36 protein-coding genes and 1 tRNA gene are annotated in these 23,126 nt (G+C 63.0%); 23 read left to right on the top strand and 14 right to left on the bottom strand.

Features of this window, described 5'->3' with window-relative positions:
- Positions 1–13: 13 nt before the first annotated feature.
- Positions 14–364, bottom strand: a complete 351-nt coding sequence (rnpA, locus tag ACO079_RS06990) for a ribonuclease P protein component (RefSeq protein ID WP_421792923.1) — start codon at positions 362–364, stop codon at positions 14–16.
- A 26-nt stretch (positions 365–390) separates the two neighbouring features.
- Positions 391–525 carry a 50S ribosomal protein L34 gene (gene rpmH / locus ACO079_RS06985; RefSeq protein ID WP_421792818.1) on the bottom strand — a complete coding sequence of 45 codons (135 nt, stop codon included), beginning with the start codon at positions 523–525 and terminating at the stop codon, positions 391–393.
- Between the two features lie 131 nt (positions 526–656).
- Here rpmH and ACO079_RS06980 point away from each other — a divergent pair, with 131 nt between their 5' ends.
- Positions 657–2,111 carry a sensor histidine kinase gene (locus ACO079_RS06980; protein ID WP_421792817.1) on the top strand — a complete coding sequence of 485 codons (1,455 nt, stop codon included), beginning with the start codon at positions 657–659 and terminating at the stop codon, positions 2,109–2,111.
- On the opposite strand, the gene ACO079_RS06975 is transcribed toward ACO079_RS06980, so the two are convergent.
- Both ACO079_RS06975 and ggt read right to left on the bottom strand, forming a co-directional pair.
- Positions 2,089–2,532: a hypothetical protein gene (locus tag ACO079_RS06975; RefSeq protein WP_421792816.1), complete on the bottom strand. Its 444-nt coding sequence runs from the start codon at positions 2,530–2,532 to the stop codon at positions 2,089–2,091. The two genes, ACO079_RS06980 and ACO079_RS06975, sit on opposite strands and share 23 nt — an antisense overlap.
- Entirely contained in the window at positions 2,529–4,274 is a 1,746-nt protein-coding gene (gene ggt / locus ACO079_RS06970) for a gamma-glutamyltransferase (RefSeq protein ID WP_421792815.1), read from the bottom strand. The genes ACO079_RS06975 and ggt overlap by 4 nt, the downstream gene beginning before the upstream one ends.
- 65 nt (positions 4,275–4,339) lie before the next feature.
- On the opposite strand from ggt, the gene ACO079_RS06965 reads away from it, so the two are divergent.
- The 3 genes from ACO079_RS06965 to ACO079_RS06955 all read left to right on the top strand — a co-directional run bounded on the left by ACO079_RS06965 (position 4,340) and on the right by ACO079_RS06955 (position 7,854).
- On the top strand, positions 4,340–5,323 hold the full coding sequence (locus ACO079_RS06965; protein ID WP_421792814.1) for a P1 family peptidase: 984 nt from the start codon (positions 4,340–4,342) through the stop codon (positions 5,321–5,323).
- A gap of 65 nt (positions 5,324–5,388) precedes the next feature.
- On the top strand, positions 5,389–7,578 hold the full coding sequence (locus tag ACO079_RS06960; protein ID WP_421792813.1) for a M12 family metallo-peptidase: 2,190 nt from the start codon (positions 5,389–5,391) through the stop codon (positions 7,576–7,578).
- A 199-nt stretch (positions 7,579–7,777) separates the two neighbouring features.
- Positions 7,778–7,854, top strand: a tRNA-Arg gene (locus ACO079_RS06955).
- Between the two features lie 274 nt (positions 7,855–8,128).
- On the opposite strand, the gene ACO079_RS06950 is transcribed toward ACO079_RS06955, so the two are convergent.
- The 10 genes from ACO079_RS06950 to ACO079_RS06905 all read right to left on the bottom strand — a co-directional run bounded on the left by ACO079_RS06950 (position 8,129) and on the right by ACO079_RS06905 (position 14,370).
- Positions 8,129–9,343: a tyrosine-type recombinase/integrase gene (locus ACO079_RS06950; protein ID WP_421792812.1), complete on the bottom strand. Its 1,215-nt coding sequence runs from the start codon at positions 9,341–9,343 to the stop codon at positions 8,129–8,131.
- 54 nt (positions 9,344–9,397) lie between these two features.
- Positions 9,398–9,856, bottom strand: coding sequence for a hypothetical protein (locus tag ACO079_RS06945; RefSeq protein WP_421792811.1), 459 nt, complete (start codon positions 9,854–9,856; stop codon positions 9,398–9,400).
- The gene (locus ACO079_RS06940) at positions 9,857–10,093 is read right to left on the bottom strand and encodes a hypothetical protein (RefSeq protein ID WP_421792810.1); all 237 of its coding nucleotides are present in this window, start codon (positions 10,091–10,093) and stop codon (positions 9,857–9,859) included.
- The gene (locus ACO079_RS06935) at positions 10,090–10,476 is read right to left on the bottom strand and encodes a hypothetical protein (RefSeq protein WP_421792809.1); all 387 of its coding nucleotides are present in this window, start codon (positions 10,474–10,476) and stop codon (positions 10,090–10,092) included. Before ACO079_RS06935 ends, ACO079_RS06940 begins: the two co-directional genes overlap by 4 nt.
- On the bottom strand, positions 10,476–10,844 hold the full coding sequence (locus ACO079_RS06930; RefSeq protein ID WP_421792808.1) for a hypothetical protein: 369 nt from the start codon (positions 10,842–10,844) through the stop codon (positions 10,476–10,478). The genes ACO079_RS06935 and ACO079_RS06930 overlap by 1 nt, the downstream gene beginning before the upstream one ends.
- Positions 10,841–11,131 (bottom strand): hypothetical protein, encoded by a 291-nt coding sequence (locus ACO079_RS06925; protein ID WP_421792807.1) that lies wholly within the window; start codon positions 11,129–11,131, stop codon positions 10,841–10,843. The genes ACO079_RS06930 and ACO079_RS06925 overlap by 4 nt, the downstream gene beginning before the upstream one ends.
- Positions 11,131–13,110 carry a ParB/RepB/Spo0J family partition protein gene (locus ACO079_RS06920; RefSeq protein WP_421792806.1) on the bottom strand — a complete coding sequence of 660 codons (1,980 nt, stop codon included), beginning with the start codon at positions 13,108–13,110 and terminating at the stop codon, positions 11,131–11,133. Before ACO079_RS06920 ends, ACO079_RS06925 begins: the two co-directional genes overlap by 1 nt.
- Positions 13,107–13,421: a hypothetical protein gene (locus tag ACO079_RS06915; protein WP_421792805.1), complete on the bottom strand. Its 315-nt coding sequence runs from the start codon at positions 13,419–13,421 to the stop codon at positions 13,107–13,109. The genes ACO079_RS06920 and ACO079_RS06915 overlap by 4 nt, the downstream gene beginning before the upstream one ends.
- A 137-nt stretch (positions 13,422–13,558) precedes the next feature.
- Positions 13,559–13,786 (bottom strand): hypothetical protein, encoded by a 228-nt coding sequence (locus tag ACO079_RS06910; protein WP_421792803.1) that lies wholly within the window; start codon positions 13,784–13,786, stop codon positions 13,559–13,561.
- A gap of 173 nt (positions 13,787–13,959) precedes the next feature.
- Positions 13,960–14,370, bottom strand: a complete 411-nt coding sequence (locus tag ACO079_RS06905) for a hypothetical protein (protein ID WP_421792801.1) — start codon at positions 14,368–14,370, stop codon at positions 13,960–13,962.
- A gap of 218 nt (positions 14,371–14,588) precedes the next feature.
- On the opposite strand from ACO079_RS06905, the gene ACO079_RS06900 reads away from it, so the two are divergent.
- Genes ACO079_RS06900 through ACO079_RS06810 form a run of 19 tightly spaced genes read left to right on the top strand, consistent with a single transcriptional unit; the run spans position 14,589 to position 22,968 of the window.
- Positions 14,589–14,954, top strand: a complete 366-nt coding sequence (locus tag ACO079_RS06900) for a hypothetical protein (RefSeq protein ID WP_421792800.1) — start codon at positions 14,589–14,591, stop codon at positions 14,952–14,954.
- Positions 14,951–15,310, top strand: a complete 360-nt coding sequence (locus ACO079_RS06895) for a hypothetical protein (RefSeq protein WP_421792798.1) — start codon at positions 14,951–14,953, stop codon at positions 15,308–15,310. Before ACO079_RS06900 ends, ACO079_RS06895 begins: the two co-directional genes overlap by 4 nt.
- A 4-nt stretch (positions 15,311–15,314) precedes the next feature.
- Positions 15,315–15,638: a hypothetical protein gene (locus tag ACO079_RS06890; protein ID WP_421792797.1), complete on the top strand. Its 324-nt coding sequence runs from the start codon at positions 15,315–15,317 to the stop codon at positions 15,636–15,638.
- The gene (locus ACO079_RS06885; protein WP_421792795.1) at positions 15,635–16,024 is read left to right on the top strand and encodes a hypothetical protein; all 390 of its coding nucleotides are present in this window, start codon (positions 15,635–15,637) and stop codon (positions 16,022–16,024) included. The genes ACO079_RS06890 and ACO079_RS06885 overlap by 4 nt, the downstream gene beginning before the upstream one ends.
- Positions 16,011–16,355: a hypothetical protein gene (locus ACO079_RS06880; RefSeq protein WP_421792793.1), complete on the top strand. Its 345-nt coding sequence runs from the start codon at positions 16,011–16,013 to the stop codon at positions 16,353–16,355. The genes ACO079_RS06885 and ACO079_RS06880 overlap by 14 nt, the downstream gene beginning before the upstream one ends.
- Before the next feature lie 30 nt (positions 16,356–16,385).
- Positions 16,386–17,237 carry a DUF2303 family protein gene (locus ACO079_RS06875; protein WP_421792792.1) on the top strand — a complete coding sequence of 284 codons (852 nt, stop codon included), beginning with the start codon at positions 16,386–16,388 and terminating at the stop codon, positions 17,235–17,237.
- 16 nt (positions 17,238–17,253) lie between these two features.
- On the top strand, positions 17,254–17,511 hold the full coding sequence (locus ACO079_RS06870) for a hypothetical protein (protein WP_421792790.1): 258 nt from the start codon (positions 17,254–17,256) through the stop codon (positions 17,509–17,511).
- 1 nt (position 17,512) lies between these two features.
- Positions 17,513–17,689 (top strand): hypothetical protein, encoded by a 177-nt coding sequence (locus tag ACO079_RS06865; RefSeq protein WP_421792788.1) that lies wholly within the window; start codon positions 17,513–17,515, stop codon positions 17,687–17,689.
- A complete protein-coding gene (locus ACO079_RS06860) occupies positions 17,686–18,027 on the top strand; it encodes a hypothetical protein (protein ID WP_421792787.1) in 342 nt (113 codons plus the stop codon). Before ACO079_RS06865 ends, ACO079_RS06860 begins: the two co-directional genes overlap by 4 nt.
- On the top strand, positions 18,024–18,221 hold the full coding sequence (locus ACO079_RS06855; protein WP_421792785.1) for a hypothetical protein: 198 nt from the start codon (positions 18,024–18,026) through the stop codon (positions 18,219–18,221). The genes ACO079_RS06860 and ACO079_RS06855 overlap by 4 nt, the downstream gene beginning before the upstream one ends.
- Positions 18,218–18,721, top strand: a complete 504-nt coding sequence (locus ACO079_RS06850) for a hypothetical protein (RefSeq protein WP_421792784.1) — start codon at positions 18,218–18,220, stop codon at positions 18,719–18,721. Before ACO079_RS06855 ends, ACO079_RS06850 begins: the two co-directional genes overlap by 4 nt.
- Positions 18,718–18,996, top strand: coding sequence for a hypothetical protein (locus tag ACO079_RS06845; protein WP_421792783.1), 279 nt, complete (start codon positions 18,718–18,720; stop codon positions 18,994–18,996). The genes ACO079_RS06850 and ACO079_RS06845 overlap by 4 nt, the downstream gene beginning before the upstream one ends.
- On the top strand, positions 18,993–19,631 hold the full coding sequence (locus ACO079_RS06840) for a hypothetical protein (RefSeq protein WP_421792782.1): 639 nt from the start codon (positions 18,993–18,995) through the stop codon (positions 19,629–19,631). Before ACO079_RS06845 ends, ACO079_RS06840 begins: the two co-directional genes overlap by 4 nt.
- Positions 19,628–20,227, top strand: coding sequence for an MT-A70 family methyltransferase (locus tag ACO079_RS06835; RefSeq protein WP_421792781.1), 600 nt, complete (start codon positions 19,628–19,630; stop codon positions 20,225–20,227). The genes ACO079_RS06840 and ACO079_RS06835 overlap by 4 nt, the downstream gene beginning before the upstream one ends.
- Complete coding sequence (locus ACO079_RS06830; protein ID WP_421792780.1) at positions 20,224–20,610, top strand: hypothetical protein; 387 nt, start codon at positions 20,224–20,226, stop codon at positions 20,608–20,610. Before ACO079_RS06835 ends, ACO079_RS06830 begins: the two co-directional genes overlap by 4 nt.
- Positions 20,603–20,917 (top strand): SANT/Myb-like DNA-binding domain-containing protein, encoded by a 315-nt coding sequence (locus tag ACO079_RS06825; protein ID WP_421792778.1) that lies wholly within the window; start codon positions 20,603–20,605, stop codon positions 20,915–20,917. The genes ACO079_RS06830 and ACO079_RS06825 overlap by 8 nt, the downstream gene beginning before the upstream one ends.
- On the top strand, positions 20,910–21,197 hold the full coding sequence (locus ACO079_RS06820; RefSeq protein ID WP_421792776.1) for an SANT/Myb-like DNA-binding domain-containing protein: 288 nt from the start codon (positions 20,910–20,912) through the stop codon (positions 21,195–21,197). The genes ACO079_RS06825 and ACO079_RS06820 overlap by 8 nt, the downstream gene beginning before the upstream one ends.
- Positions 21,194–21,964, top strand: coding sequence for a hypothetical protein (locus tag ACO079_RS06815; RefSeq protein ID WP_421792774.1), 771 nt, complete (start codon positions 21,194–21,196; stop codon positions 21,962–21,964). Before ACO079_RS06820 ends, ACO079_RS06815 begins: the two co-directional genes overlap by 4 nt.
- On the top strand, positions 21,961–22,968 hold the full coding sequence (locus ACO079_RS06810) for a hypothetical protein (RefSeq protein WP_421792772.1): 1,008 nt from the start codon (positions 21,961–21,963) through the stop codon (positions 22,966–22,968). Before ACO079_RS06815 ends, ACO079_RS06810 begins: the two co-directional genes overlap by 4 nt.
- Positions 22,969–23,126 lie beyond the last annotated feature (158 nt).

Below are 23,126 nucleotides of genomic sequence, written 5' to 3'. Positions count from 1 at the left end.
GTCCCGATCCGCTTTATTGCCTGTCATTGCCCGCAGCCGGGCTGGCGAGGGTTTGCAGCGCCGATTTGACGTCGTCAAGCAGGCGCGCCCAGTCCCGCCCCGGTGTGGCGGCACGGGCAATGAACACATAGTCATTCCCGGCCACGCCGTGGAGGGGCAATAGCAGCCGCACCGCTTCTTTCAGCCGCCGCCGGGCGCGATTGCGGAAAACAGCGCCGCCAATCTTCTTTGTTGCTGTAAAGCCGGCCCGGACTTGGCCTTCGGGGCAGCGGCCCGAGCGCATCTGGACAACAACGCCTGGACGGACGGCCTTTTTGCCTTGCGCCACATACAGAAAATCCCGCCTGACGCGCAGGCGGGACATCTTCACGCGGGTCTCTTTTTCAGAGATCAGGCAGACAGCCGCTTGCGGCCTTTGGCGCGGCGGCGGGCCAGAACCTGACGGCCGGCTTTGGTCGCCATGCGCGCGCGGAATCCGTGCCGACGCTTGCGGACCAGATTGGACGGTTGGAATGTACGTTTCACGTCACGCGCTCCATTACATGGGCAAATCTCAAGAGGCGCGGTTCATATGCGAGCGTGATAAGGGCGTCAAGGGCTGATCCCTTGCTTGTTCAGCGGCATTTCGTGGGCTATCGCGGTTATAAACGAGGGTTATGAACGAAACGCCGCTTTCCCCCCCAGCGACGCAGCGTCTCCAACTGGCTGTGATCGGTGCCTGCCGGGCTATTTTCGAGAGCCTGCCGGGACGGCTTTTGCTGTTCACCCTGGTCTTCGTGATGCTGGCGCAATTGCTGATCTTTTTGCCGCTGGCCGCGCAGTTCCGGACCAATTGGCTATCCGAACAGGCCGAAACCGCATTTATCGCGGCGCTGGCGGCAGATGTGGCCGCGGGCGGGACGCTTGGCGAGATGGAGGTGAGCGAGCTTCTGGAAGCCTCGGATGCTGTGGCGGTTGCCCGCGTGACAGAAGGCCGCAATGAGCTGGTGCTTTATGGCGGGCCGATCGATGCGCCGCTGATCGAAGCGGATTTGCGCAATGAAAGCTGGCCGGCGCGGATTTCAGCGGCAGCGCAGACTTTCATGGTGCGCGAAGAACGGTATCTCAGGATCATCGCCAACCCGGCGCCGCGCCCGGACGACATCATCGATGTCATCGTCCCGGAGACGGCCATGCGGGAGGATCTGATCGCCTATTCCGCAACGCTTTTCCAGTTGTCCTTCTTCATCGCGATTGTCACCGGGATATTATTGTATGTGACGCTGCTCTATGCCTTTGTCCGGCCAATGCGGCGTCTGGCCGCCGCCATGGCGCGGTTTCAGCGCGACCCTTTAAACCCGGCCAGCAGTATCACACCGCAAGCCCGCCGCGATGAGATCGGTGTGGCGCAGCGCGCGCTCGCCGAGATGCAGGAAGATGTGCGCTCTTCCATGAAGCAACGCGAGCGGCTGGCGGCACTGGGCGCGGCGGTCTCGAAGATCAATCATGATTTGCGCAATGTGCTGGCGGCCGCTCAGCTGGTGTCCGACCGGCTGGTTTCGTTTGAAGATGAGCGCGTTCGCAAGATGGGGGCCCGCATGGTCCGCGCTGTCGGCCGCGGCATCCGCCTGACCGAAGCGACGCTGCAATATGGCCGCGCCGAGGAAAGCCCGCCGCAAACCATGCGATTGAATCTGAGGGTGGCGCTGGACGAAGCCGCTGCTGATGCCATGGCGACGGATTCCAGCGGCGAAGGGGACTGGATCAATGAGATCGGTGAGGACGTGGCACTGGAAGCTGATCCGGATCATGTTCACCGCATTTTCCTCAACCTGTTCCGCAATGCGCTGCAGGCGATGACGGCGGCAGGCGGTATGGTCCGGCTTGCCGTTAGCGCCGAGCCTGCCGATGGGTTTGTGTCGATCCAGGTTGCGGATGCCGGACCGGGCCTGCCCGCCAAGGCGCAGGAAAACCTGTTCCAGCCCTTCACCTCCTCGACCCGCCGCGAAGGCACCGGCCTGGGCCTGACCACGGCGCGCGAACTTGCCCGCGCCCATGGAGGCGATGTGGTGCTGGTCCGCACCGGCGAGGACGGGACGGTGTTCGCGGTTACGCTTCCGGTGGGGGAGTAAACTCTTCAAGCATTTCTGAAGCCCTCGCAATCAGCTGTTCGTGCTCCCGGCGAACAAACATCAGGATTAGACTCCAGATTGCGAACACAAAAACTGCTAGGCCGATTGAAGCAAAGAAAACAATGATATGGACGCTGGCGACCATTGCGAGATCAAGGATGATCGCCAAAGGCCCAGCCATCGAGACAGCCAAACCAACTGAAACAAGAATACCTACTGATGAAACAGTCTGGGTAGAAAAAACGATCTCGGCATTCTCTGGATCGTCTTCAGTCGGGTCAAAAATGTGAGCCTGCGAAAATGATATAAGTCGCGCCGACGGTCTCACCGTTTCGATGACTCGCGAAAGGAATGCGTCAGACCGGCTAACTGTTGCCGGGATAATGAAGTTAGTTTGCCGCTGACTTCGCAGGAACTTCAAGGCTCCCCCACAATCCCTTCGCGTCTCGGATCGGCGCCGCCGATCAGCGTGCCATCCCCCAGCCGCCTGACAATATGAAGGCCTGAGTTTTCCGATCGGTTGGCATCCAGCGTAAAGCCCATAGCTGACAGTTCTGCCGCGATGTCCTCCGGGAATGTTTCTTCCAGACGCACCGTATCTCCGCGTGCGACCACGTTAGGCAGCTCGATCGCTTCCTGCGGGGTCAGCCCCCAATCGAGCATGCCGACCAGTGTCTTTGCAACATAGGCGATGATGGAGGTGCCACCCGGTGAGCCCGTGGCGAGCACAAATGTGCCGTCTTCGTCAAACACGATGGTGGGCGACATGGAAGAGCGGGGGCGCTTGCCGCTATCGGGCGCGTTGGCCGTCAGATTGCCCGCCGCGTCATAGGGGTCGCGATTAAAATCCGTCAGCTGGTTGTTGAGGAAAAATCCACCGGCCATTCGGTTGGACCCAAACAGAAATTCCACACTGGCCGTCATGGAAACGACATTGCCGTCATGATCGACGACCACGAAATGCGTGGTTCCAGGTGCATCGGGCTCGCCCGCTTCAATGCCGGTCAATGGCGTGTCTCTATCAATCAGGGCCGCGCGCGCTGCGATATATTCCTCTGACAACAAAGCCTCGGCTGGCACGTCGACATAGTCAGTGTCGGCGATGAACACGTCGCGATCGGCATAAGCCAGGCGGCTGGCCTCGATATAGCGGCGCCAGCCTTCCAGCGTGTCCGGCCCGGTTGCGCTCATATCAAAGGGTTCCAGCATCCCCATGATCTGGTTGACGGAAATGCCGCCCGAAGACGGCGGCGGGGCCGAACAGATTTCCCATGCGCGATAATGACGGCAGAGCGGCTGGCGCACGCTGGCGCGATAACCGGCCAGATCCTCCAGCGTCATATTGCCGGGATTGGGGCCGGAATTGACCGCGGCGATGATTTCTTCCGCCAGCGCGCCTTCGTAAAAATTCCGCCAGTCTTCGCCGATCATGCGCAGGCTGGCCGCATAGTCTTCATTGACCAGGAGGTGGCCAACGGGCCATGCCTCGCCGTCCTCATCATAAAAGTATGCCCGCATCTCCGGGAAAGCTGAGACGTCGTGAAATTCCGCCACGCGGCCCATAAAACCCTGCATCCGCGGGCTTATTTCAAACCCGGCTTCGGCGAGGTCTGCGGCGAAGGCAAAGTTGTCCGCCCAGTCGAGCTGGCCGTGATCCTCATGCGCCTCGGCGAACATGGCGATGACGCCGGGTACGCCGACCGCCAGACCCGATGTCCAGGCATTGAGAAAGCCGATCGGCTCGCCAGCTTCATCAAGCCAGTGTTCTGGCGTGGTTGAGGCGGGCGCGCGCTCGCGCCCGTCGTAAACAATGGTCTCGCCGGTCGCATGATCGAAATAGAGCATGAAAGCGCCGCCGCCGATGCCGCTGGATTGCGGCTCCACCAGCGTCAGCGTGGTCTGGATGGCGATCGCCGCATCAATCGCATTTCCGCCATTGCGCAGGGCTTCCAGCCCGGCCTCGACAGCGTGAGGATTGGCGGCCGACACCATGGCGGGGCCGGGCATGATTTCCGGGCCGCGTTCGTCGGGCAGGGCCACGTCCGGCAGTTCGACGGTTTCCGGCCCGCGTTCGTCCGGCAAGGTGACATCCAGATCCGGCGTCGTCTGTGAACAGGCGGCCAGCGCCAACAGGCCGACGCTGAGAATAAGATAACGGTTCAACACCCTTGCTCCCCCTCGTTTCGATGGCACCATACCGCGCGCACTGCGAAGCGGAAGGCCCGGATATGGCAAAGCCCGGACAAAGGAATGCGATCACAGATGTACCGGGCCTGAAGGTCGGGCAGTCACAGGATAAGGATATAGCAACGGGCGTAACGGTGATCCTGCCGGATGAACGCGCTGTATGCGCCGCTGATGTGCGCGGGGGCGGGCCGGGAACACGCGAGACTGACGCGCTGCAACCTGAAACTCTGGTCGATGCGGCCGATGCCGTGGTTTTGTCGGGCGGGTCGTCTTACGGGTTGGCAGCCGCCGATGGTGTGGCGGCAGAGCTGGGCGCGGCGCGGCGCGGGTTCGAATTATTTCCCAATCCGGATATTCCGGTTTCACCGGTCGTGCCTGCGGCGATCCTCTATGATCTGGCCAATGGTGGAAACAAGAGCTGGGGAGACACCCCGCCCTATGCGGCGCTGGGCCGGAAGGCGGTGACGTCGGTGTCGCTGGATGTCACCGAAGGAAAGGCCGGGGCCGGGACGGGCGCCATGGCGGGCAGCCTGCCGGGCGGGATTGGCACCGCCAGCGTGGTTACCGAGGATGGCTATACTGTTGGTGCCATCGTGGCGGTGAATTGCTTTGGTTCGGTCAGGATACCGGGCACCGGGGCCTTTTGGGCCGCGCCGTATGAAATCGATGGCGAATTTGGCGGTATTCCGATGCCCGCGAAGACCAAATTTGATCCGGAGGACTGGGGCGAAGCGAAGTTCAATCCGGCGGCCGGGGCCAATACGACCATTGCCGCGGTAGCAACCGATGCGATGTTAAGCTCGGCCGATGCCAAACGGGTTGCGCAAATGGCGTCCGCCGGTTTTGCAAGGGCCATCCGCCCGGTTTTTACACCGCTTGACGGGGATACCGTGTTTGCACTTTCAACGGGCCGAAAAAAGCTGGCAGAACCGGTGGCTTTCACCCTGGCGCGCATTGGGTCGATGGCAGCCGATTGTCTGGCCAGGGCGATCGCCAGGGGCGTGCACGCGGCGGGCCAGCGCTAGTTTTTTCTCGCCAGACAGCAATTCCTCCGCTAGCGTCGGTCCAGGGAACTAATTCGGGGGAAATTATGCGACTGTTTTCAACAGCTTTAGCGCTGACAACTGTATTGGCTGGCGGGGCACTGGCGCAGGACATGTTCACCAATGTCCAGACGCTGTCGGCGGATGGCGGGGACCGCGACCGCATCGTCTTTGACGGCCTGTCCAATGACGTTATGGAGATGCAACCGGGTGAGACGATCGGTCTGAATTTCGGGCCGGGCTATACCGCCGAGCTGGACGAGATCCGATATCAGGAAATGGGAGGGCGCGTCTGGGCGGGCCGGCTGGAAGGCCAGTCCATCGCCAGCCGGGTTTTGCTGACCGAAACCAATGGCGAGGTCTTCGGGCGCATTTCGACACCGGACGGTCTCTGGCAGGTTGTGTCGCTTAACGGCCATCAGGAAATTATCCGTGTGCCGGATCTCTCGACGCGGTACCGGGTGAATGACACCGTAATTTATACCCCGCCGTCTCCGGAGTATTTCAACAATCCGGCGTCGCCCTTGCCTCCGATGGCCTCGATACCGATTGCTGAAATGGTGCCGGTCGGGTCGAACGGGACCATCGATATTGCCGTCTACTATTCGCAGAGCTTTTCTGCGCTTTGGGGCATGGCCTCTGGCGGGCGGGTGCAACATTTGATGGCCGTGCTGGATCAAGCGCTGATCGATAGCGATACCGGTCTTCGCGCGCGCCTTGTCTTTCACGACGTGGTCAATCTGACCGATGACAATGCTGATCAGGCCCAGACGCTGGCCAATATTTCCGGCGTGACAGACAATGAAGCGCCGACGATTACCCAGGACCTGTCGGCACAACGCGCTGTCCGGACCACGCACGGGGCCGATCTGGTGGCCGTGCTGCAGCGCACGCAAAACGGTCATGGCGGATGCGGCATTGCCAGCTTGCTGGGATCGCTGGAAGGCGGTGGCCAGAATGCCGGCGACATCAATGCCAGCTGGGCGAATCGCGGATTTTCGGTGTCTGGGGACTGGTTTCAGGCAGGCGGGGATGGGTTTTGTTCCGACATCACCTTCGCGCATGAGATCGGCCACAATATGGGCTTTGCCCATAATGTGGAGGATTCCGGCGTGGGCACGGGCGTGCGCAACTACGCCAATGGCCACCGGGTGGATTGCGAATTCCTGACCATTATGGCCTATCCCACCAATCCACAGAATCCGCAGTCCGCCTCGACCTGTCCGCAAGGCGCGTCGCGCACCATCGGGAATGAGCAGGAAATTGCCTATTTCTCGAACCCCGCGCTAAACCTGTGTCCCGGCGGAGTGGCCTGCGGGATCGCAGCACCCGGCGGTGATTTTTCAGCGCCTTCCATGGATAATCAGGACCCGGCAGACAATGCCCGGGCGGCGCGCGAGGAGAGCCTTGATATCGTCGCCTTCCAGGCTGAAGCGCCACGCGTTGTGTCTTCGGTCCTGCCCATCACACGCTCGGTTCAAAACGGCACGCCTGCCACGGCCTTTGCAACGCTGATCAATCCGGCGGTAAGCCAGTCCACCGCAACGCAGTGCCGCTTGCGGCTGGGCGGAGCAACGGCGGGCCAGTTCTCCTATCAAACAACGACAGCGGCCAATGCCCTGACCGGGACGGCCAATACGCCGATTGATATACCGGCAGGCGGAGTTCAGAACTTCGTCTTCTCTGTGACCAGCGCAGGCGATTTCAACGATAATGTCGGCCTCGGCCAGGCTTCGGCGAATGATGAAACCAACCTCTTTATCGAGGCTTTCTGCACCAACCGCCGGTCATCCGAGTTCATTCTTGGCCTCAACACGCTGACCTTCACGTCCTCGGCGACGGCGGTGCCGGACATTATCGCGCTGGCAACGTCCGGCGATCCCGGACGCGTCAACGTGCCGACCACAGGAAACCGGGTCGGCGTGTTTGCAGTGGCGATCTCAAATGTCGGCGCGGCAGGCACGATTGACGTGGCTGCTGATACCGGCACGCGAAATCTCGCCATCCAGAATATCGAGGTTTGCCCGACGGATCCGAATACCGGGGCCTGTACGCAGGCGCGCGCGGCGACGGCTCAGGTCAATGTCGGGGCCAATGGCACGGCCACGTTCGGCGTGTTCGTCCGCGGAACCGGGGCGGCCATTGCCAATGATCCGGCCCGCAATCGGGTCTTTGTGCGGTTTACCGAAGGCGGAGTGGCGCGCGGCGCCACCAGCGTAGCGGTCCGGACGCAATAGGGTCAGGCCGGGCCTCTTCTGCTGTGGGCTCTTGTCCCTGCATCGGGCGGTCTGACCGTCCGGTGCGGGCACCGGGCGGCGGAGCCAAATCTGTTGCTGAATTCGCACCGGATTCACCGCAAAAACCGCCTTGCCTTATGAAAACCGCGCGGCTAGGTTCCGCGCCTTCCTGACGGGGCCTGGCCCCGCACAAGGGTCAGCACCGGTAGCTCAGCTGGATAGAGCACCAGACTACGAATCTGGGGGTCGGGAGTTCGAATCTTCCCCGGTGCGCCATTTCTCCTCTTGTATTATCGCTATAATAACAAGCGCTTAGGCGGAGGTCTGGCTTTGTTCTAGGGTGGATTCGGGCCGATTTTAGCGGGTTTGGCTAAGCCCTTATTTTCCCATGGTTTCCGGTAGATTCCCGCAGACTCCTTTCCGCTACTGATACTTTTTTGATACTTTTTTGGGCGTGTTTTGTTCCGCTTCTCCTCGGGCGCGAATCCAAAAAACGGCCGAAATTTTGGAAAGCTCCGGCCGAGTCCACAAAAGTGTTGAGAGCGGTGAGTTAGTCGAAGAGCGCGCCTGCCTGGTTGGCAATGCGTTGGTCGAGATCGGTTGAGGGCCAGAGATGGCCATAAAGGTCCATCGTCATCTGCAGGCTGGCGTGGCCCATCTTCTCCTGGATCCATTTAGGCTCGGCCTTGGATGCAATCCACGCCGAGGCGGCCACATGGCGGAAGCGGTGAGGGGTGTGCCAGGGTGTCCAATAGGTCCACCGCTCTTCCTTGCCATCGCGGATCCGGGTCTTGATCTCGCTGTCGGCCAGGCCCGCGGCGATCATCACGCCGGTCCAGACTTTCTTCTTCAAGTGCTCATAGCGCCAGACTTCGCCGCGTGGCCCTGGGAAGACCAGGTCCAGACGGGAGGCAGGCCGCGCCATCATCCAGATCCGCAGCGCTTGGGCGGTCTCGGCCGAGATGGGGATGGATCGAAAGCCCGCGCTTGACTTGGGCTCCTCGAAGATCTGGTTGCGCCGGTCGGCCGAGCGCGCCACCCGGATGGTCGGATGCTCGCCGAGTTCCAGGCAGTCGGTCTTGAGGGCGCGGATCTCGCAGGTGCGCAGACCGGCATTGACGATGGTGCGCACCAGGGCGTGGGCCAGCCCACCATCCTGGGCGGTCTGCTCGGCGGCCTGGGCAATGGCGCGCTTAACGTGATCGATCGGCGGGACTTCGGCCGGAGCGGCGCGTCGGCCGCGGCCGCGCTTCGCGGTTGGATCCGCGGCGAGCTCGGCAATGTTGGCGTGGCCGGGCTCGAGGGTGCCATCACGCACGGCCTGCTTCCAGATCAGTCTCACCGTGCCCAGGATCTTGCGCACCAGCTTGAGTGAGCATCCCTTCTCCCGCAGATCCTTCAAGAAGCGATTGATGAGCGGCACATCGACATCGGGCATCGGCGTGCCCGCCAGCTCGGTGTCGGCCAGGTGATTGTTGATGTGGCCTTCCTTCTCCTCGAGGGTGAGGGGGCGCATCTCATCTTCGCGCACCAGCTCCTGGCAGACTTTGAGATAGGTGAGTGCGCCTTCCATGACGGTGACGCTGCGATCGCCCTGGCCGGTGAGCTTGAGCTCGAGCTTGGCCAGATACTCCTTGGCCAGCGCTTGTCGGCGAAATGTTTTCTTCTTGAATTGCCCGTTAGGAACGGGTCGCCAGTGAACGGTCCAGCTGGTCTGCTGTTTTCCATCGATGGGCTTGAGCTTGTTTTTTCTTATGAAGGCCATGGGCCATCCTCCCGGCCGGTATCAAACGCCCCCGCTTAGGAATTGTCGAGTCGGCTAGAAGCTCTTGTCCAGTAGATCGAGGAGCGCCAGCTGGAAGGCGCGGCGCTGCATCGGGGTGCGCAGGCGCGAATAGGCCTTGCGGATCTCCACCAGCTCCCGGCCCAGCCGATCTTCCTTGGCCATCTTCTCGGCCGCCTTCATGGCGCGCAGTGATGTGCGGCTGGCCTGGTCGGCCATGGCCAGAGCGGTGCGAGCTTCTTCATCCTCGAGCGGCCTGCTGTCGGCGGTGCGCCAGTTCGGCCAGATCACCGAGATGCGGTCATCGTCTTTGCGCTCGGTGTCGATGTCATAGATCCGGCCGACCAGCGCGCCGGAGAAGGTGCGCTCCTTCCAGCCGAAGGTGGCTGTGTTGCCTGTCTCGGCCTGTCGAAACTGGGCGAAGGGTTTGCCATCGCGGTGGATGCGCAGGCCTTCATAGATCCAGGGCTCCTGGCTTTGCGTTGTGTCGGCCATCTACTTCTCCTTCGCCCGATCGCCTTCAAGATAGGCCTCGAGCTCCGACTGGCGGGCACCGATGCCCAACCCCTTCACATTGCGGATCGGGCATTCCTTGATCTCGCGCAGGTGCCGGACCTGCTTCTCGGTCAAGCCGAAGGCCTTCTCGATCTGCTTGCGGCCGAGCCAGGGATCCGGCTCGACGCCCTCCGGCAGGGCAACCTCATGGTCATTGGCGGCGGCCAGGGCGCTCATGGCGTGCCTCCCTGGGCGGCGCTTTCCCGGCGCTGCTCCTTGCGGGCCAGGGTTATCAATCGCCCGGCCACCGAGTGCGGCTTGCGCTCAATCTTGCGGGCAATGTCGGCGGGGCGCATGCCGCGCTGGCGCATCGCCAGGATCTGCCGGTCCTCATCGGGGGTGAAGCGCCGGACGATATGGTCGCCGCGCTTCATCACGGCCGGGCCAACAATATCCTCGGCCAGCGGCCGCGCCCCAGGAGGGTCTGCAGCATTGCGGGTGCAGTGCCAGTTGACGGTCTCCTTGTGGATCCCGGTTTTCAGGGCGATCTGGCCAAAGGTCAGGCCGCGCTCGCGCATCTCGCAAATCTCGGCAATCTGTTGGGCGGATACTTTGGCCATTAGCAGCGCCCTCCTTCTTCCATCGGGATGCCGCCCTGGGGCTTGCCCAGGGTTTCCCAATACTGGTTGAGCATCTCGCACTGGATGGCCTGGCAGAGGCAGATATCGACCAGGGCGCGGTCCTCATCGGTGACCGGCGCGAGACCTTCGGCCCATCGCTTGAGGTCGGCGGGCTTCCAGGTGTTCTTCGCGGGTGAATCGCGGAAGCCGAAGAAGACCCGATAGCCGCGCTCATCATCAAAGTAGTGGCCATAATCGATCGGCCGCCCCAGCTGGCCATTGAAGACCAGGCCCTTATCGGTTTGCACAAAGGGGGTGGATCCGTCCGGTGCGGCCGAGATCCGGGTGAGCAGTTGGTCCAGCATCATCCGGCCCTCCGCAATGCGTCGTCTCGCTGGATCGATGTGATGACCAGCTCATCCACCAAAAGATCCAGCGCTGCAGCCGCGTCTTGCTTGTCCTGGGTTTCCGACATCTCGGCAAACTCCCGCAGGGCGGCGATGTTCAGCTGGTGTGCGTTGGCTGCAGACATCATATCGGCAGAGGCATCCCCGACTTTGACGTGCATGGCCTCAATCTGCGGCGTCAACGTCTCGAGAAAGTCGGCATATTTTCTCGCCCAATCGGCGGTCGGTTTCAGGTCTGGCCGGTCCATCACGCGGCCTCCTTCTTCTTGGGCGCAGGCTCGGCCAGCTGCTTGGCCACGCCCTTCATCACCGCATCCGGCGTGGCGAATTTCATCTCCGGTGGTGTCCAGTCCAGCTTGCGATCGGCATGGGTGAGGACAAACTCGATGGCCTTGGCCTTCTTGGCGGGCATCTCGGCGGCGGCTTTCTCATGGATGCAGGCGGCCGCCAGGCGGCGCATCTGGTCAATGGAGAAGAGCTTGAGATAGTCGGCCGACATCTCGAAGCCGGGCAGATCGCCTTCTACCCGCTTGGCAATGGCGCGCACCGTGCCGCCATCGCCCGGATCGGGCATGTAGTCCGGCCAGGATCCGCACTGGGCGGCGATCGCCGCGCGGAAAATGGCGGAGATATTCTTCGCCGCCAGCAGGGTGGTCAGCGCCTTGGCCTCATCGGTGATGGTGACAAGGTCATAATCGTCCTCACCTTTGGAGATCGCAAACCCGGCCGGGGCGTTGTCCTCGCCCGAGGTCTTGCGGATCTCGGCGGCCAAAGTGGCAAAGTGCGGGACGTTTTTGTCCTCACCATTGCGCACCCGGCCCTCCATCCATTGTGAGATCTGGTGGTCCTGGTGCCAGCTCTTGCGCGGGATCACGCCCAGCACGGCCATGGCCTTGGCGAAGTTGTCGGGCTGGGCGAAGATTGCCGCCTGCAGGCGTTGGGTTTTGTTCACCCGCGCGGCGCGCCAGTGGCGGCGCTCATACTCCTGCGGGCCGGTCGGCTTGTCGGCGGCGTCCTTCTTGGCCTTGGCCGGGCTGGCAATCTTGCGGCAGAAAATCTGCTCAATGCCCAGATCGTCCTCATTGAAATAAAGTAGGACGCCGATCTTGCCGCCCGGCTTGGCGGTGTCATCGTCAACACGCGAGACATGGGAAGGCCAATTCCAGCGCTCTTTGAGGATCTCGGCGAAGGCCCAACCGTCCTCGACCAGCTGGGTCAAGCCGGTTTTCAGGGCGGCGCGTTGGAGTTTCTCCACCTTCGCGCGATCGGTGTAGATGGTTTCACCCTCTTCATCGATGAGGGTCTTGCCGGAGTATTCCTTGGGATCAAACGCGGCCCGGCTGGCGGGCAGTCCGATCTCCTGGGTCAGCAGGGTCTTGACGCCCTCGGCGGTGCGCCATTGCCCCCAGCCCTTTGCGATCGGCTCGAGCGCTTCATCCTGGGTGTCATGCGGGAAGGGGCAAAGGACCTGGGCGATGGCAAGGCTCATCTCTCCGCGCAGGAAGGCCTCCTTGGCTTTGGGTGAGAGCTCGCGCGCCAGCTTGATGCGCTTCTGGACGATGCGCCGGTCCTTGTATCCGGCCTGCTGGGCCAGCTCTGCGGTGACCTGGTCGGCATCGCCTTCCGCTTCGCGCAGGCGTAAGACGGTGGCATAGCCCTCGGCTTCTTCCAGCGGGTGCACGTCCTGGCGGTCTCGGTTCTCGATGATGGCCAGGGTGACCAGCTCGGCATCATCCACGTCCTCGATGAGGGCCGGGATCTCGGCGAGCCCAGCAATGCCTGCTGCGCGCCAGCGCCGCTCACCGGCCACGATCTCAAACTCGCCCGCCTTGTCGCGGTGCGGCCGGACCAGGATGGGCTGCTTGACGCCCTTGTCCTTGATGGATGCCGCCAGCTGGGCAAGTGAATCCTCATTGAAGTGCTTGCGCGGGTTGAGCGGTGAGGGGTGGATCTTCTCGCGGGCAATGCTGGGCAGGCCCTCGACCTGGGTGAAGAGCTCGCGGGCCTGGGTGGAGATGGTCAGCGGCTCGATGGTGATGAGCCCGGCCTCCTCAAGCCGCTTGGCGGCGCGGCGCAGATTGGAGGCATCGCGATCAAGCGCAACACCGGCCGTGGCCCAGGCCGGTTTGGTTGCGCCTTCTTCGGCTTGATTGATGAGTTGCTGGATGAGACCCAGATCGGCGGTGGTGATGTCCAGCGCCATGAGTTTTGAGATGAGTTGGCTCATTGGATGAAGCTCCCGAGATGTGCGACCAGGTCGCGGCTGTCGATGATTTTGAGGACGCCTTGCTCCGGCCCGTCGAACACGCGCACGCCGATGCGAGGCTCCGCCGTGCCGCGTGAGATGAATTGGACGTGCCCGCGAAACTCGCGGCCGCGGATATGGCCGATGACCCGGTCACCATAGAACCACTGAGGCGCAGCCGGGCGCTCAAAGCTCGATGCGATCGAGCGCGGCGGCGGGGTGAAGCGAATAATCTCCGCGCTTTTGCGGGGCGTGCCCCGCAGCGCTGGATTGGTGTGTGGTGTGCTTGTCATGCGTGCGCCTTTCCCAATTTTCAGACCGACGAACGGCGTTCGTCGCGGGGAAAGAAGCATGATTGTGCGGGATAAGCAAGCTCTTATCCCGAATATCCCGCATCATCCCGTGCGGGATTAGCGCGAGAATGTGAACGCTATTCGCAGGAAATGCGGGAAGAGGGCAGCACAAGCTGGCCTAATTCAAGCACTTCCGGGGTGCCGCCCAGCAGGGTGGCGAGCGCGGCGCGGGTCTTTAAATCGGAAATATCGACCATGCGTTCCTGCTCCAAGTCGCCCGGCCCGATGACTTTCAGGATGAGGCAGCACTGCGCAGGATGCCTTTTGAGTATTAGTGTTATGGGAGGGTCTTCAATTTCGGCCACGGCTCCACCCGCTTAGAGTTAAAAAATGCGCCACCGGCATAGTCCGGCAGCGCAGGATAGTTTGACAGCCCTGGCCCGTGGATAAGGTTACCCAAATTGATCGGAGTGCGGAAGGAAAATCGTCCCAACGCTAAGGCGAAGGGTGTTCAAGTTCCCATCTATAGTAGATTGGTCTAGCTAACCTTGCGGCGGCCGCGATCATCGGCGGCGGCTTGCTGATTAACCCCATAAAGTGCGCGGATAACGGCCAGCACATGATCCTGCTGGTCGGGCATGGCGCGATAGAGCGAGAGCAATTCCATCTCGGTGTCGGTGAGGGAGATAGAGGCCTGGGCCTGGGGTGGTTGGTTGGCCGCGGTTATGCGGCGGCGCTCATTCTGTTCGCCTGTTAGCCAAGCGGCATCTACTTCGAGCGCGCTGGCCAGCTTGGTGAGATTGCCGGTGCGCATCTGCTGTGACTTGGAGCGCCGCAGATCGCGGATGAGATCCGGCGTGCCGGTGGCGCGCAAGGAGGCTTCCCGGTCGGTTAAACCGAGATCGCCGAGCTGTTGATCCAGCCTCTCAATGAGAATCGCCCCTGACATGCGCGCAACATGCCGGTCAAATTCTAAGACGTTATGCGGGAAATGCCCCGGCATTTATCTCCAATCCCTTACAAAACGGGATAAGAGGCTTGTTATCCCGCACCTTCTGGCTATTCTCTCCCCATCCAAGGGACGATTCGGCCATGAAAGAACAAGAAACAGGACAAATCCCGCAAGGTTCATGCGGGATAAGTAGCGAGAAACCCCGCACAACGCAAGTGAGCGTCGAGGGGATTGTCGCGGAGCTTGTCCCCCTGGTCGCCGATCATGCCCGTCTCCACCGCGATGTGGTGATGGAAAAGGGGCGTGGCCCCAAGCCTGTCGCTGAGGCCCGCCAGCTGGCCATGGCTCTGGTCTTCGTGCGGCTCTCAAAGATGACCGCCAAAGACACCAGCGTCCGCGCCCTGGTGCAGTTGGTCGGCGAAGCGTTTGAGCGCGATGAATCCACGGTGCGCCATGCCATCGATGCGGTGAATCAGCGATGTCGCGAGGATGCAGGGCTTGAGGCCTTCTTCTCTGCTCACGCCGCGCCACCTCGCAAGCCCAGAAAGAAGCGCGCCAAACTCAATGGGGTGGCCGCATGAGTGCCGCGTCCTGGCATCGCGTGGCAGATCGCATCCGCGATGCCGTGCTGCGCGATGACGGCCAGGCCGCCGTCAAAGCGCGTCTGGCAGTGGAGGAGGCGATTGCCCAGGCCCCGAATGCGGCGGCCACGCCCGACCCGGATCTCTTCAAGGTCCTGGTCAAGGCGGCCAGACGATGGGCGGCGCGGATTCACCCGGTCGAGCGCCGCCGCTTTTTCTCCACCGTTTCCTCCGCCGCCCAGGCGGTTTGCGATCTGGCGCGCGAAGACCTGTTGCTTGAGCGCGAGCATCGCGAGGCGCGCCAGCGCGATCATGAGATGGCCAAGGCCGGGCTCCCGGTCGGTGACAGGGAGTAGGGCGATGGCGCGGTCACGTTTCTGCGAGATCAAATGGGGTGGCTCGCGCTTTACCCAGGAAGTGCTGCTCACCAAGACTGGCCAGATCCAGGCGCTCGGGGAAACCCGCATCGCGGTGCGCGGTGAGAAGTGCGCGGTGGAAGTGGCCGCGGTGATCGAGGCGCTCGATGTGATCGATGGCTTCATTGCCGGAGGGGGAGATCTGACCACGGCCGGAGAGGGCTCGCGCCTGAGCCCGATGCCCTCGGCGGTGAGCAATATCACCCAGGCGCTGGCGAGCTTTGAGCTCCACATGATGAACAAGGCCGATCGGGAGAGCTGGGTATGAGCCGCCTGCCGATGAATGCCGCGCCAAAACGCACGGCCGCTGCGGTCTCGAATAGTGACCGCGCGCGGGCGGTAAAGGATCTCATCACGATCGGCGAGCTCGCCGATCTGCTGGACTACACGCCTGAGCCTGCCAGCCCGGTTGGCCAGATCTGCGAGTGCCCGTCCTGCGGGCTCTCCAATGGCGCGCGGATCTCTGAATCCGGCCGGACCTTCAAGTGCCGCTCCTGCCATGCAGAGGGCGATCTCATCGACTTTTACCGGGCCGCCAAGCGCGTCCCTTTCACCCGCGCGCTCACCGATCTTGAGGCGCTTCAATCCTCTGCGCCAGGCGGCCCGCAGTCTGGCGATCTGTTCAATCAAGGAGACACAAATGGGCATGAATAAACCCGAGACCGGGGAGCTGGGCTTCCTTGAGTTCTTCCAGAATTTCCGGCGCGGCCGTCTGGTCGGCGATGCGGCTGAAAAGATGGATGAGCTGATGGAGGCGATGGCCGCAACCGGGGGCAAGGGCAAGCTCGTGATCGAGTTTCCCTTCTCCTTCAACAAGGCTGGCCAGCTGGAATGCTCGCCGGTTGTGAAGGTGACCAAGCCCGCCGCGCCGGTCGGCACCAGCCTCTTCTTCCTCACCGATGAAAACCGTCTCACCCGCCGAGATCCCAACCAGACGGATCTCGAGGACGAGATCGCCCTGCAGCGCGAACGCAAGGGCGGCTAACCGCTCACCAACGCCAAGGAAAGGCAAAACATGACCACCGATACCGAAGACACCGGCCCTGTGGCCGAGACCAACTCGCAAAGGCTGCTCGAGAGCGTGCTCTCGGGGGCCTATCACGCCGATCGCACGCTCGAGGCCCGCGATGGCCGCCGCTATGCCTTTGTGCCGGACAATTTCACCCTCGAAGAGGTAGCCGATGAGCACTGGCTGCCCAACCGTATCGAGCAGCGCATCACGCTCGATGAGCGCGAGTCGATGGCGGAATATGTCAAGCGCTTCAAGTCGGCCGATAGCGTCCTCATCGCGGACTTTGACCAGCACACTATCCTGGCGGTGCTGGACTATCACCACTCGACCGATGGCGATCTGGAATCGTTAGAAACCCTCGCGAATTATGCCGATCACCGGGCCGCTTTTGTGCTGCGCCCGTCCGAAGAGTTCACCCGATGGGATAAGGCCGAGGGCGAGTTGATGAAGCAGGCGCATTTCGCCCGTTTCCTCGAGGAAAACTCGGTCGATATCGTCCACCCGGAATCCGGTGAGATCCTGGACGTGGCGCGCGATCTCGAGGCGGTGAAGTCCACCGGCTACAAATCCTCGACCCGGTTGGAGAATGGCGACCGCACCTTCTCCTATGAAAGCGAGACCAAGGAGAAGGGCTCGGTCACCGTGCCGACCAAATTCACCCTGTCCATCCCGCTTTACCAGGGTGAGCCGCCGATCGAGCTGGAATGCCTCCTCCGCTGGCGCGCGGAATCCGATGGCATCTATTTCGGCTTTGAGTGGAAGCGCGTGGAATATCTGCGCATCGCGCACTTCCGGGAGATCGCCACAAGTCTGTTCGAGGAGACGGGCGCGCCTGTCTTCTACGGACGCCTCTAATCCGGGGGCCAGGTAGATGCGCGCGTCTCGATGGATCGCTGTGACCGTGATCTGGGCCTTCTCCTTCGGCCTTGTGACGGGATTCATCGTGGCATCTTCTGGCCTTGGATGGCTGCCTGCCCTGGCTCTGGGAGGCGTCGGGGCGGGCAGTCTCATCCTTTGGGCGGTTTGCGCCCGGCGAACGGCGTTTGCCCGCGCGCCCGCTCTTTATTCCCATTTCAAATCTCTCGGCTGCGCGGATCCGCGGGCCGGGCTTTTCCATGAGGAGGACTGACATGAGCAAGCACGAGATAGCCCGCACCGATTGGGCACGCGGCCAGCACCCGGCCGATCGCCACGGCCGGAAACAAGCCCAGCAGCTGGCCGGGGAACGCAAAGCCACTGGCCCGGTGTCCAAATCGATCGGCGGCGGCACGCCGACCGGCCACTCTCACAAGGGGAGGATGGCATGAGGGACCGCCCGCTGGCCGCCGTTGGCATGATCGGCATGATGGCTTCGGCGGCTTCTCTTGCCATGAGGGTCGGCCTCGACACGATCGAGGAGATGCCGCGCAAATCCAAGCCCCGCCGCAAGGCGGGCCGGAAGAAGGTGCCAGCTGCGCCCCGGCGTGACATGGTCAAGGAGCAGCGCCGCTGGATGATCGAGAAGCCGGACGGCCGGGCCGCCACGCGCCGCCGTCGCCAGCGTGAGGTCCGCGAAGCCCGCGATGCCTTCATGGCGGCCGGTGCCAGCCGCAAGCAGGCGAGGCGCATGGCCTGGGAGGCGCGGCAAGCCGTGGCGGCGTCATGAAGCGGGCCAACTTTCCGCACCGCAAGCTGGCGCGCCGCAAGCGCGCGCTCAATGCGCTCGGCCATACTTATCGCAAGCAAGGTGGAAGCACCGATGTGGAGCGCGCCGCCCTGGTTGAGCGGTGCCGGGTTGGTGAGAGGGCCGCCGAGGCTTTGTCCCGGTTCGCGGATGCCACGCAGGGGCCGCAGTCATGAGCGCCGCGAAGGGGATTCCGATCGTGCCGCCTGGCGAGACGTTGAACATGACCAGCTCGGTCTTTGTCGAGAACAAGTTTTATGAGCCGCCTGGCTACCGGGTGGCGGATCAACCGGTCGGCAAGCTGGAATGGCTCAAGGTCGGCGATGAGACGGTCTGGCGCGCTGGCGATGTGATGCCGGTGATCTCGGCCGAGGATGATGAGGAGACCAAGCGCTGGAAGCGCGTGGTGCTCGACTGTCATGGGCTCTGGCCCGAGGCTACGCCGGGCGAAGTGCCCTGGGTGGTCTCGCCGGAGGAAGCCCGCCGCCGCGAGAAGATCTGGGTGCATCCGCCGCAGGATGATCGCGTCAAGCACTCGCAGATCGTTCCGCTTTTCCATAATCGCGCCCGCTATGAGCGCCGCATCAAATGGCTGCGCCGACAACGGGATGCTGCGCTGCTGGCCCTGGCCTTCTGCATTGCCTTGCTGGCGGGCATCTGGGGGGCGGCGTCATGAGCTCCTTCCTGACTTACACGCTGCCAACGCTGGATGAGGGGCTGTTGCTGCTCTGCCTGGTGGTGCTGGCGCGCCAATTCTTCACCTGGGCCTGGTCGAGCCTCCAGCGCTGCGGTGAGCACATTCTGGGCGCAGGCTGGGCCGAGGCAGGCTGGGCCTTCTTCTGGGCCACGCTGGCGCTGTTTGGATCTGTGGCGTTGACCACGATGGCGGCGCAGATCGCCGGGGTGATCGTCTTCGATGTGCTGGTCACCATGTGGGAGGCGCGCTCATGAAAGCCAGTGAACGCATGGAGCATGAGCGCCGCCGCAAGGCCTTTGCCAAGATCAAGCCGCTGCTGGATGAGGGAGAAGTGCCCATCCTGTTGATCGCCCGGCCGGTGCCGGGGGAGGAGAAGATGCGCGGGGTGACGACGCGCTGCATCCTCGGCGATTATGGGGTGATGCCGTTCGATAAGCACTATGCCATCTCGGCGCTCTATCAGGCCTTCGCCGAATTTGTGCAGCCCAAGCCCCTCACCGAAGTTGCGCCGGAAGATCCGGCCGATGAAGAAGCGATGGCCCGGATCCTTTTGAGCCGAGCGAGGTCCTTCTCGGTGATGGGCGGCAAGCAGCTGCTCATCGAGGATGCGCGCTCTGGCCCAGGCAATGGCCATGCGGGCATGCAGGTGATGATGCTGCAGGGGGCGATCGAGGGCGCGCGATTGTGCGTCGATTATACCGTGCTGGCCGAATATCTGCGGGCCATGGCAGCCTGGCTGGAAGGCGGTGCGCCGGAGGACCGGGACGATCCGCTGGTCAAGGCGGTAGCCGAGGCGACCCGCGCGGCCGTGGCGTCGGATTATGACTTCATCTCGCGGGCGGCCAAAGCGCAGCAGGCCTTCGAGGCCGAGCCGGAGGGCCGGGCATGAGAGGCTGGCCTTTCGGAGATCTGCCTGCCTGGCATTTCGGGGTCATTGCAGCCGATCCGCCCTGGCATTTTGAAACCCGCACGCCGGAGGGTGAGGGCCGATCGCCGCAGGCGCAGTATGACACGATGGAGCTGGATGAGATCTGCGCTTTGCCGGTGGCGGATCTGGCCAAGCGGGATTCGGTTCTGCTCTTGTGGTTTTCCTCGCCCCTGCTTGAGCACGCCCAGACGGTGATGCGCGCCTGGGGCTTTCGCTATGGCGCGATGGCGCACTGGGGCAAGCAGACGCGGGACGGGAAGAGGTTCAAGCGCGGGACCGGCTATGTGGTTGGCTCTACGGCCGAGTCCATCATGATCGGGCTGCGCGGACGACCGGCGCTTCCCGGCAATTCCTGCCCCAACCTCATTGCCGGTGATGGCGATCTTCTCTGCGCACCGCGGCGGGAGCACTCGCGCAAGCCGGACGGGTTTCATGAATGGGCCGAGGACTATTGGCGCGGCCCCTATCTCGAGCTCTTCGCGCGCCGGTCGGATCTGCATCCGCTTTGGTCCTTCTGGGGCAACCAGGCCGACAAGTTCAACAGGAGGGACGCATGACGTTCTGGCACGAATGGCGCGGCCATTTCGATGGCACCGTGGTCATGTGGATCCGCAACCTATTCCGCTTTAGCGGGTGGCGCGTGGATCTCCACAAGTTTGTCGCGGCCGACATGGAGGGCTGTTTTCATAGCCACCCGGCGCGCGCCTTCCGCATCGTTCTGCGGGGCGGCTATATCGAAGAGCTTTACGGGAAGCGGGGCCTGGAAGAGCTGCGGGTCTGCGGCCCTGGCTTCTTCGGCTTTGTATATCCCGAGACCGTTCATCGCATCGATCACTTACTCAATGGCCCGTCCTGGTCGCTTTGGATCCGGTGGCCAAAGACGCATGAGGTCAAGCTGCTTGGTGATGGCTGGGCACGAGAGGAGACGCGCCATGGGTAAGGGACCGGCGTGGAGTGTGGAGGAGATTGCCATCCTGGTCGAGGGCCGCGAGGCTGGGCTTCCGTTTGAGGATATCGCCGCCCGATTGCCCCGGCGAACGCCGTTCGCTGTGAAGACAAAGAGCGCGGTGATGGGGCTGGATACGCGCCAGATCTACCGCGCGCCGGTCTCTCCTCCGCGGCGCGTGGTGCGGCCTCGATCCAGCGGCGGGCCGGATCCGGCCGATCTCCGGCTGGGCCGGGTGATGCGGGCGGCCTGGCACGCGATGAGAGGCGAGGCAGGCAAGCAGGAGGCGCGCCATGGGTAAGCCTCCTGACTGGACCGCAGAAGAGCTGTTGATCCTGCGCAAGGGCCGTGAGCGCGGGCTGAGTTTTGAGGCGATCGCGCGGCATCTGCCGAATCGGCCGATCGAGGGCATCAAGGCGCAGGCCAGCCAGATGCAGCTGGGCTATGCCAAGGGAATGGCGCGGGAGGTCTCCAATCCGGCTGCGGGCCGGGTGCGGGAGCATGACAAGCGGGACCTCGCCTTCGGCCGGATCATGCGTGCCGGTTGGGAGCGGCTGCAGCGTGAGGGAGGCCGGGCATGAGCATCCAGGCGCTGGCTCCGGTGATTGAGAGCTGCCTCTATAAAGACACCGAGTATGCCATCCTGCTGGCCATCGCCAACTATGCCAATGAGGATGGCTATGCGGCGGTCGGTTATGACACGATCGCCGAAGAAGCACGCAAGGATACGCGGCACATCAAGCGCGTCATCAAGCGCATGACCGACCAGGCCGAGGCGGCGATCGGGGCCAGCTCTAACGATTGGGCGGTGCGCAAGATCTCGGTCGGCGGCGGGCCGTATGGCACCAATGAATACCAGCTCAACCTGGCGCGATTTGAAGCCGCCCAGGCCAAGGTGAAGGAGATGCGCCGGGCGCGCCGCCAGAAGCGGCAAATGGCGCGCGGGGGAGGGGTGGCAGATTGCCACCCCCCTGGGGCGATTCGGGGTGACAATTCAGGGCGTCAAGGTGGCGCGGGGACCACCCAGGAGGGTGACTCTAGGAGTCACCCAATCCCTTCCCTCCTTTTCTATGATCCAACGCGCGCGCGCGAGCCGGGAGAGGGCTCGCGCTCTGCGCGTGAGCTCGAGCCTGTTGACTGGGCGGTGGTGCGCAAAGCGATGCGCGATGAGTTTGGCCAAGAGATCTTCGCCTCGAGGCTGGCCCGGTTGAAGTGTGAGGGCCAGCTGGTGGTCGCTCCCGATGGACATTATCGCGATGATGTCTTTGCCCGGTGCGGTGAGTGGCTCAAAGGCCAGGGCCTGGCGGCTATCAGTGCCGAGGATGATGTGCGGGAGTTTGCGCTGTGAGCAGGGATCTGCGCCATCCCGTCCAGGCCGGGCCAGCCTCGATGATGGCAGATGAGGCCATCACGAAGGCCGAGCGGCATCTCACCTTCTTGGATAAATTCTACGGGGCCAGGGCGATCGAGGCCACGCGGGCGCTGACCGGCATCTCGAAGAATTTGCAGAAGCTCAAGGCGGCTCGGGTGCGCCATGCCAAGGTCTGGGCCTCCAAGCGGATCTCGCTGGCCAATGCCCAGGCCGGTGAGGATGATGTGGCGCTGGCCAAGGCCCAGCAGGGCATGGCTCGATGGAAGAAGCGCACGGCCGAGCTGCGCCGGGACCGGGGCGTGCTGCGCGATGCAAGCGCCAAGATCCAGAGCTTCAAGGATGAGCTCAACAAGCTGCGCGAGGCCTCGATCAATGAGGCGGTGACGCTTGGCCTGGCGGCCACGGTGGAATTCCTGGGCGAGGGTGAGGATCTGGTGGCGGCGCATGAGCGCTCGATCGAGAAGGCCTCCGGCCGCGGTGAAGTCCAGGACCGCGATGGCGCACTGCCAGAGCAGATCGGCAAGCGGGGGATCCTCAAGCGCCTCGAGGGCGGTGCGCTCATGCTGGGCGCGGACCTGCCGGACACGGTGCGCCGCCTGCGCAAGGCCGGGCTGCTCACCCAGGGGCAATGCGAGGCGCTCGGCCGGTGGCGGGATGATCTCGCCTGGGGCACGGCCCGGTCGGCCATGGTCCAGTCATGGGACGTGCGCGTGGATGGCTCGGGTGCGGGATCCGGCGACATCTCGCTCACCAAGGCCCAGGCCTATCGGAGATGGGAAGATGCCAATGTGCGCCTGCAGGCCGGGCAGCGCCGGATCGTTGAGTATTTTATGGTGACCGAAGGCTCGCTCGAGGGCGCGCCTGGCACCGCCCAGCTCTACAAAGACGACAAGCAAAAGCGTGCCAGCGCAGGCACCGAGCTGGTCGCGGCGGCCGAGGCGCTCCGCTCATTCTATGGGCTCGGCCAGGAGGGGGGTTGACTGGGCGGGGATGACGATTATGGAATCAGTCTCGTAATCAGTGATTCTGTCTAGGCCGCACCGGGCACCCCGGAAGCGGCCTTTTTCATGCGATCAATCCGGCCGAGCGGGTCCTTCCTGGAAGGAGTTGCTATACGGTGAAGGCGAAGCCGCGGAAG

The organism is Hyphobacterium sp., assembly GCF_965228115.1.
Taxonomy (GTDB): domain Bacteria; phylum Pseudomonadota; class Alphaproteobacteria; order Caulobacterales; family Maricaulaceae; genus Hyphobacterium.
This window is presented reverse-complemented; position numbering and strand designations above follow the sequence as displayed.

Excerpts from the sequence above, each read along its gene's own strand:
- rnpA (WP_421792923.1), bottom strand. The coding sequence starts at position 364 with ATGTCCCGCCTGCGCGTCAGGCGGGATTTTCTGTATGTGGCGCAAGGC.
- ACO079_RS06980 (WP_421792817.1), top strand. The coding sequence starts at position 657 with ATGAACGAAACGCCGCTTTCCCCCCCAGCGACGCAGCGTCTCCAACTG.
- ACO079_RS06965 (WP_421792814.1), top strand. The coding sequence starts at position 4,340 with ATGGCAAAGCCCGGACAAAGGAATGCGATCACAGATGTACCGGGCCTG.
- ACO079_RS06960 (WP_421792813.1), top strand. The coding sequence starts at position 5,389 with ATGCGACTGTTTTCAACAGCTTTAGCGCTGACAACTGTATTGGCTGGC.
- ACO079_RS06950 (WP_421792812.1), bottom strand. The coding sequence starts at position 9,343 with ATGGCCTTCATAAGAAAAAACAAGCTCAAGCCCATCGATGGAAAACAG.
- ACO079_RS06945 (WP_421792811.1), bottom strand. The coding sequence starts at position 9,856 with ATGGCCGACACAACGCAAAGCCAGGAGCCCTGGATCTATGAAGGCCTG.
- ACO079_RS06940 (WP_421792810.1), bottom strand. The coding sequence starts at position 10,093 with ATGAGCGCCCTGGCCGCCGCCAATGACCATGAGGTTGCCCTGCCGGAG.
- ACO079_RS06935 (WP_421792809.1), bottom strand. The coding sequence starts at position 10,476 with ATGGCCAAAGTATCCGCCCAACAGATTGCCGAGATTTGCGAGATGCGC.
- ACO079_RS06930 (WP_421792808.1), bottom strand. The coding sequence starts at position 10,844 with ATGATGCTGGACCAACTGCTCACCCGGATCTCGGCCGCACCGGACGGA.
- ACO079_RS06925 (WP_421792807.1), bottom strand. The coding sequence starts at position 11,131 with ATGGACCGGCCAGACCTGAAACCGACCGCCGATTGGGCGAGAAAATAT.
- ACO079_RS06920 (WP_421792806.1), bottom strand. The coding sequence starts at position 13,110 with ATGAGCCAACTCATCTCAAAACTCATGGCGCTGGACATCACCACCGCC.
- ACO079_RS06915 (WP_421792805.1), bottom strand. The coding sequence starts at position 13,421 with ATGACAAGCACACCACACACCAATCCAGCGCTGCGGGGCACGCCCCGC.
- ACO079_RS06905 (WP_421792801.1), bottom strand. The coding sequence starts at position 14,370 with ATGTCAGGGGCGATTCTCATTGAGAGGCTGGATCAACAGCTCGGCGAT.
- ACO079_RS06895 (WP_421792798.1), top strand. The coding sequence starts at position 14,951 with ATGAGTGCCGCGTCCTGGCATCGCGTGGCAGATCGCATCCGCGATGCC.
- ACO079_RS06890 (WP_421792797.1), top strand. The coding sequence starts at position 15,315 with ATGGCGCGGTCACGTTTCTGCGAGATCAAATGGGGTGGCTCGCGCTTT.
- ACO079_RS06885 (WP_421792795.1), top strand. The coding sequence starts at position 15,635 with ATGAGCCGCCTGCCGATGAATGCCGCGCCAAAACGCACGGCCGCTGCG.
- ACO079_RS06880 (WP_421792793.1), top strand. The coding sequence starts at position 16,011 with ATGGGCATGAATAAACCCGAGACCGGGGAGCTGGGCTTCCTTGAGTTC.
- ACO079_RS06875 (WP_421792792.1), top strand. The coding sequence starts at position 16,386 with ATGACCACCGATACCGAAGACACCGGCCCTGTGGCCGAGACCAACTCG.
- ACO079_RS06870 (WP_421792790.1), top strand. The coding sequence starts at position 17,254 with ATGCGCGCGTCTCGATGGATCGCTGTGACCGTGATCTGGGCCTTCTCC.
- ACO079_RS06865 (WP_421792788.1), top strand. The coding sequence starts at position 17,513 with ATGAGCAAGCACGAGATAGCCCGCACCGATTGGGCACGCGGCCAGCAC.
- ACO079_RS06860 (WP_421792787.1), top strand. The coding sequence starts at position 17,686 with ATGAGGGACCGCCCGCTGGCCGCCGTTGGCATGATCGGCATGATGGCT.
- ACO079_RS06855 (WP_421792785.1), top strand. The coding sequence starts at position 18,024 with ATGAAGCGGGCCAACTTTCCGCACCGCAAGCTGGCGCGCCGCAAGCGC.
- ACO079_RS06850 (WP_421792784.1), top strand. The coding sequence starts at position 18,218 with ATGAGCGCCGCGAAGGGGATTCCGATCGTGCCGCCTGGCGAGACGTTG.
- ACO079_RS06845 (WP_421792783.1), top strand. The coding sequence starts at position 18,718 with ATGAGCTCCTTCCTGACTTACACGCTGCCAACGCTGGATGAGGGGCTG.
- ACO079_RS06840 (WP_421792782.1), top strand. The coding sequence starts at position 18,993 with ATGAAAGCCAGTGAACGCATGGAGCATGAGCGCCGCCGCAAGGCCTTT.
- ACO079_RS06835 (WP_421792781.1), top strand. The coding sequence starts at position 19,628 with ATGAGAGGCTGGCCTTTCGGAGATCTGCCTGCCTGGCATTTCGGGGTC.
- ACO079_RS06830 (WP_421792780.1), top strand. The coding sequence starts at position 20,224 with ATGACGTTCTGGCACGAATGGCGCGGCCATTTCGATGGCACCGTGGTC.
- ACO079_RS06825 (WP_421792778.1), top strand. The coding sequence starts at position 20,603 with ATGGGTAAGGGACCGGCGTGGAGTGTGGAGGAGATTGCCATCCTGGTC.
- ACO079_RS06820 (WP_421792776.1), top strand. The coding sequence starts at position 20,910 with ATGGGTAAGCCTCCTGACTGGACCGCAGAAGAGCTGTTGATCCTGCGC.
- ACO079_RS06815 (WP_421792774.1), top strand. The coding sequence starts at position 21,194 with ATGAGCATCCAGGCGCTGGCTCCGGTGATTGAGAGCTGCCTCTATAAA.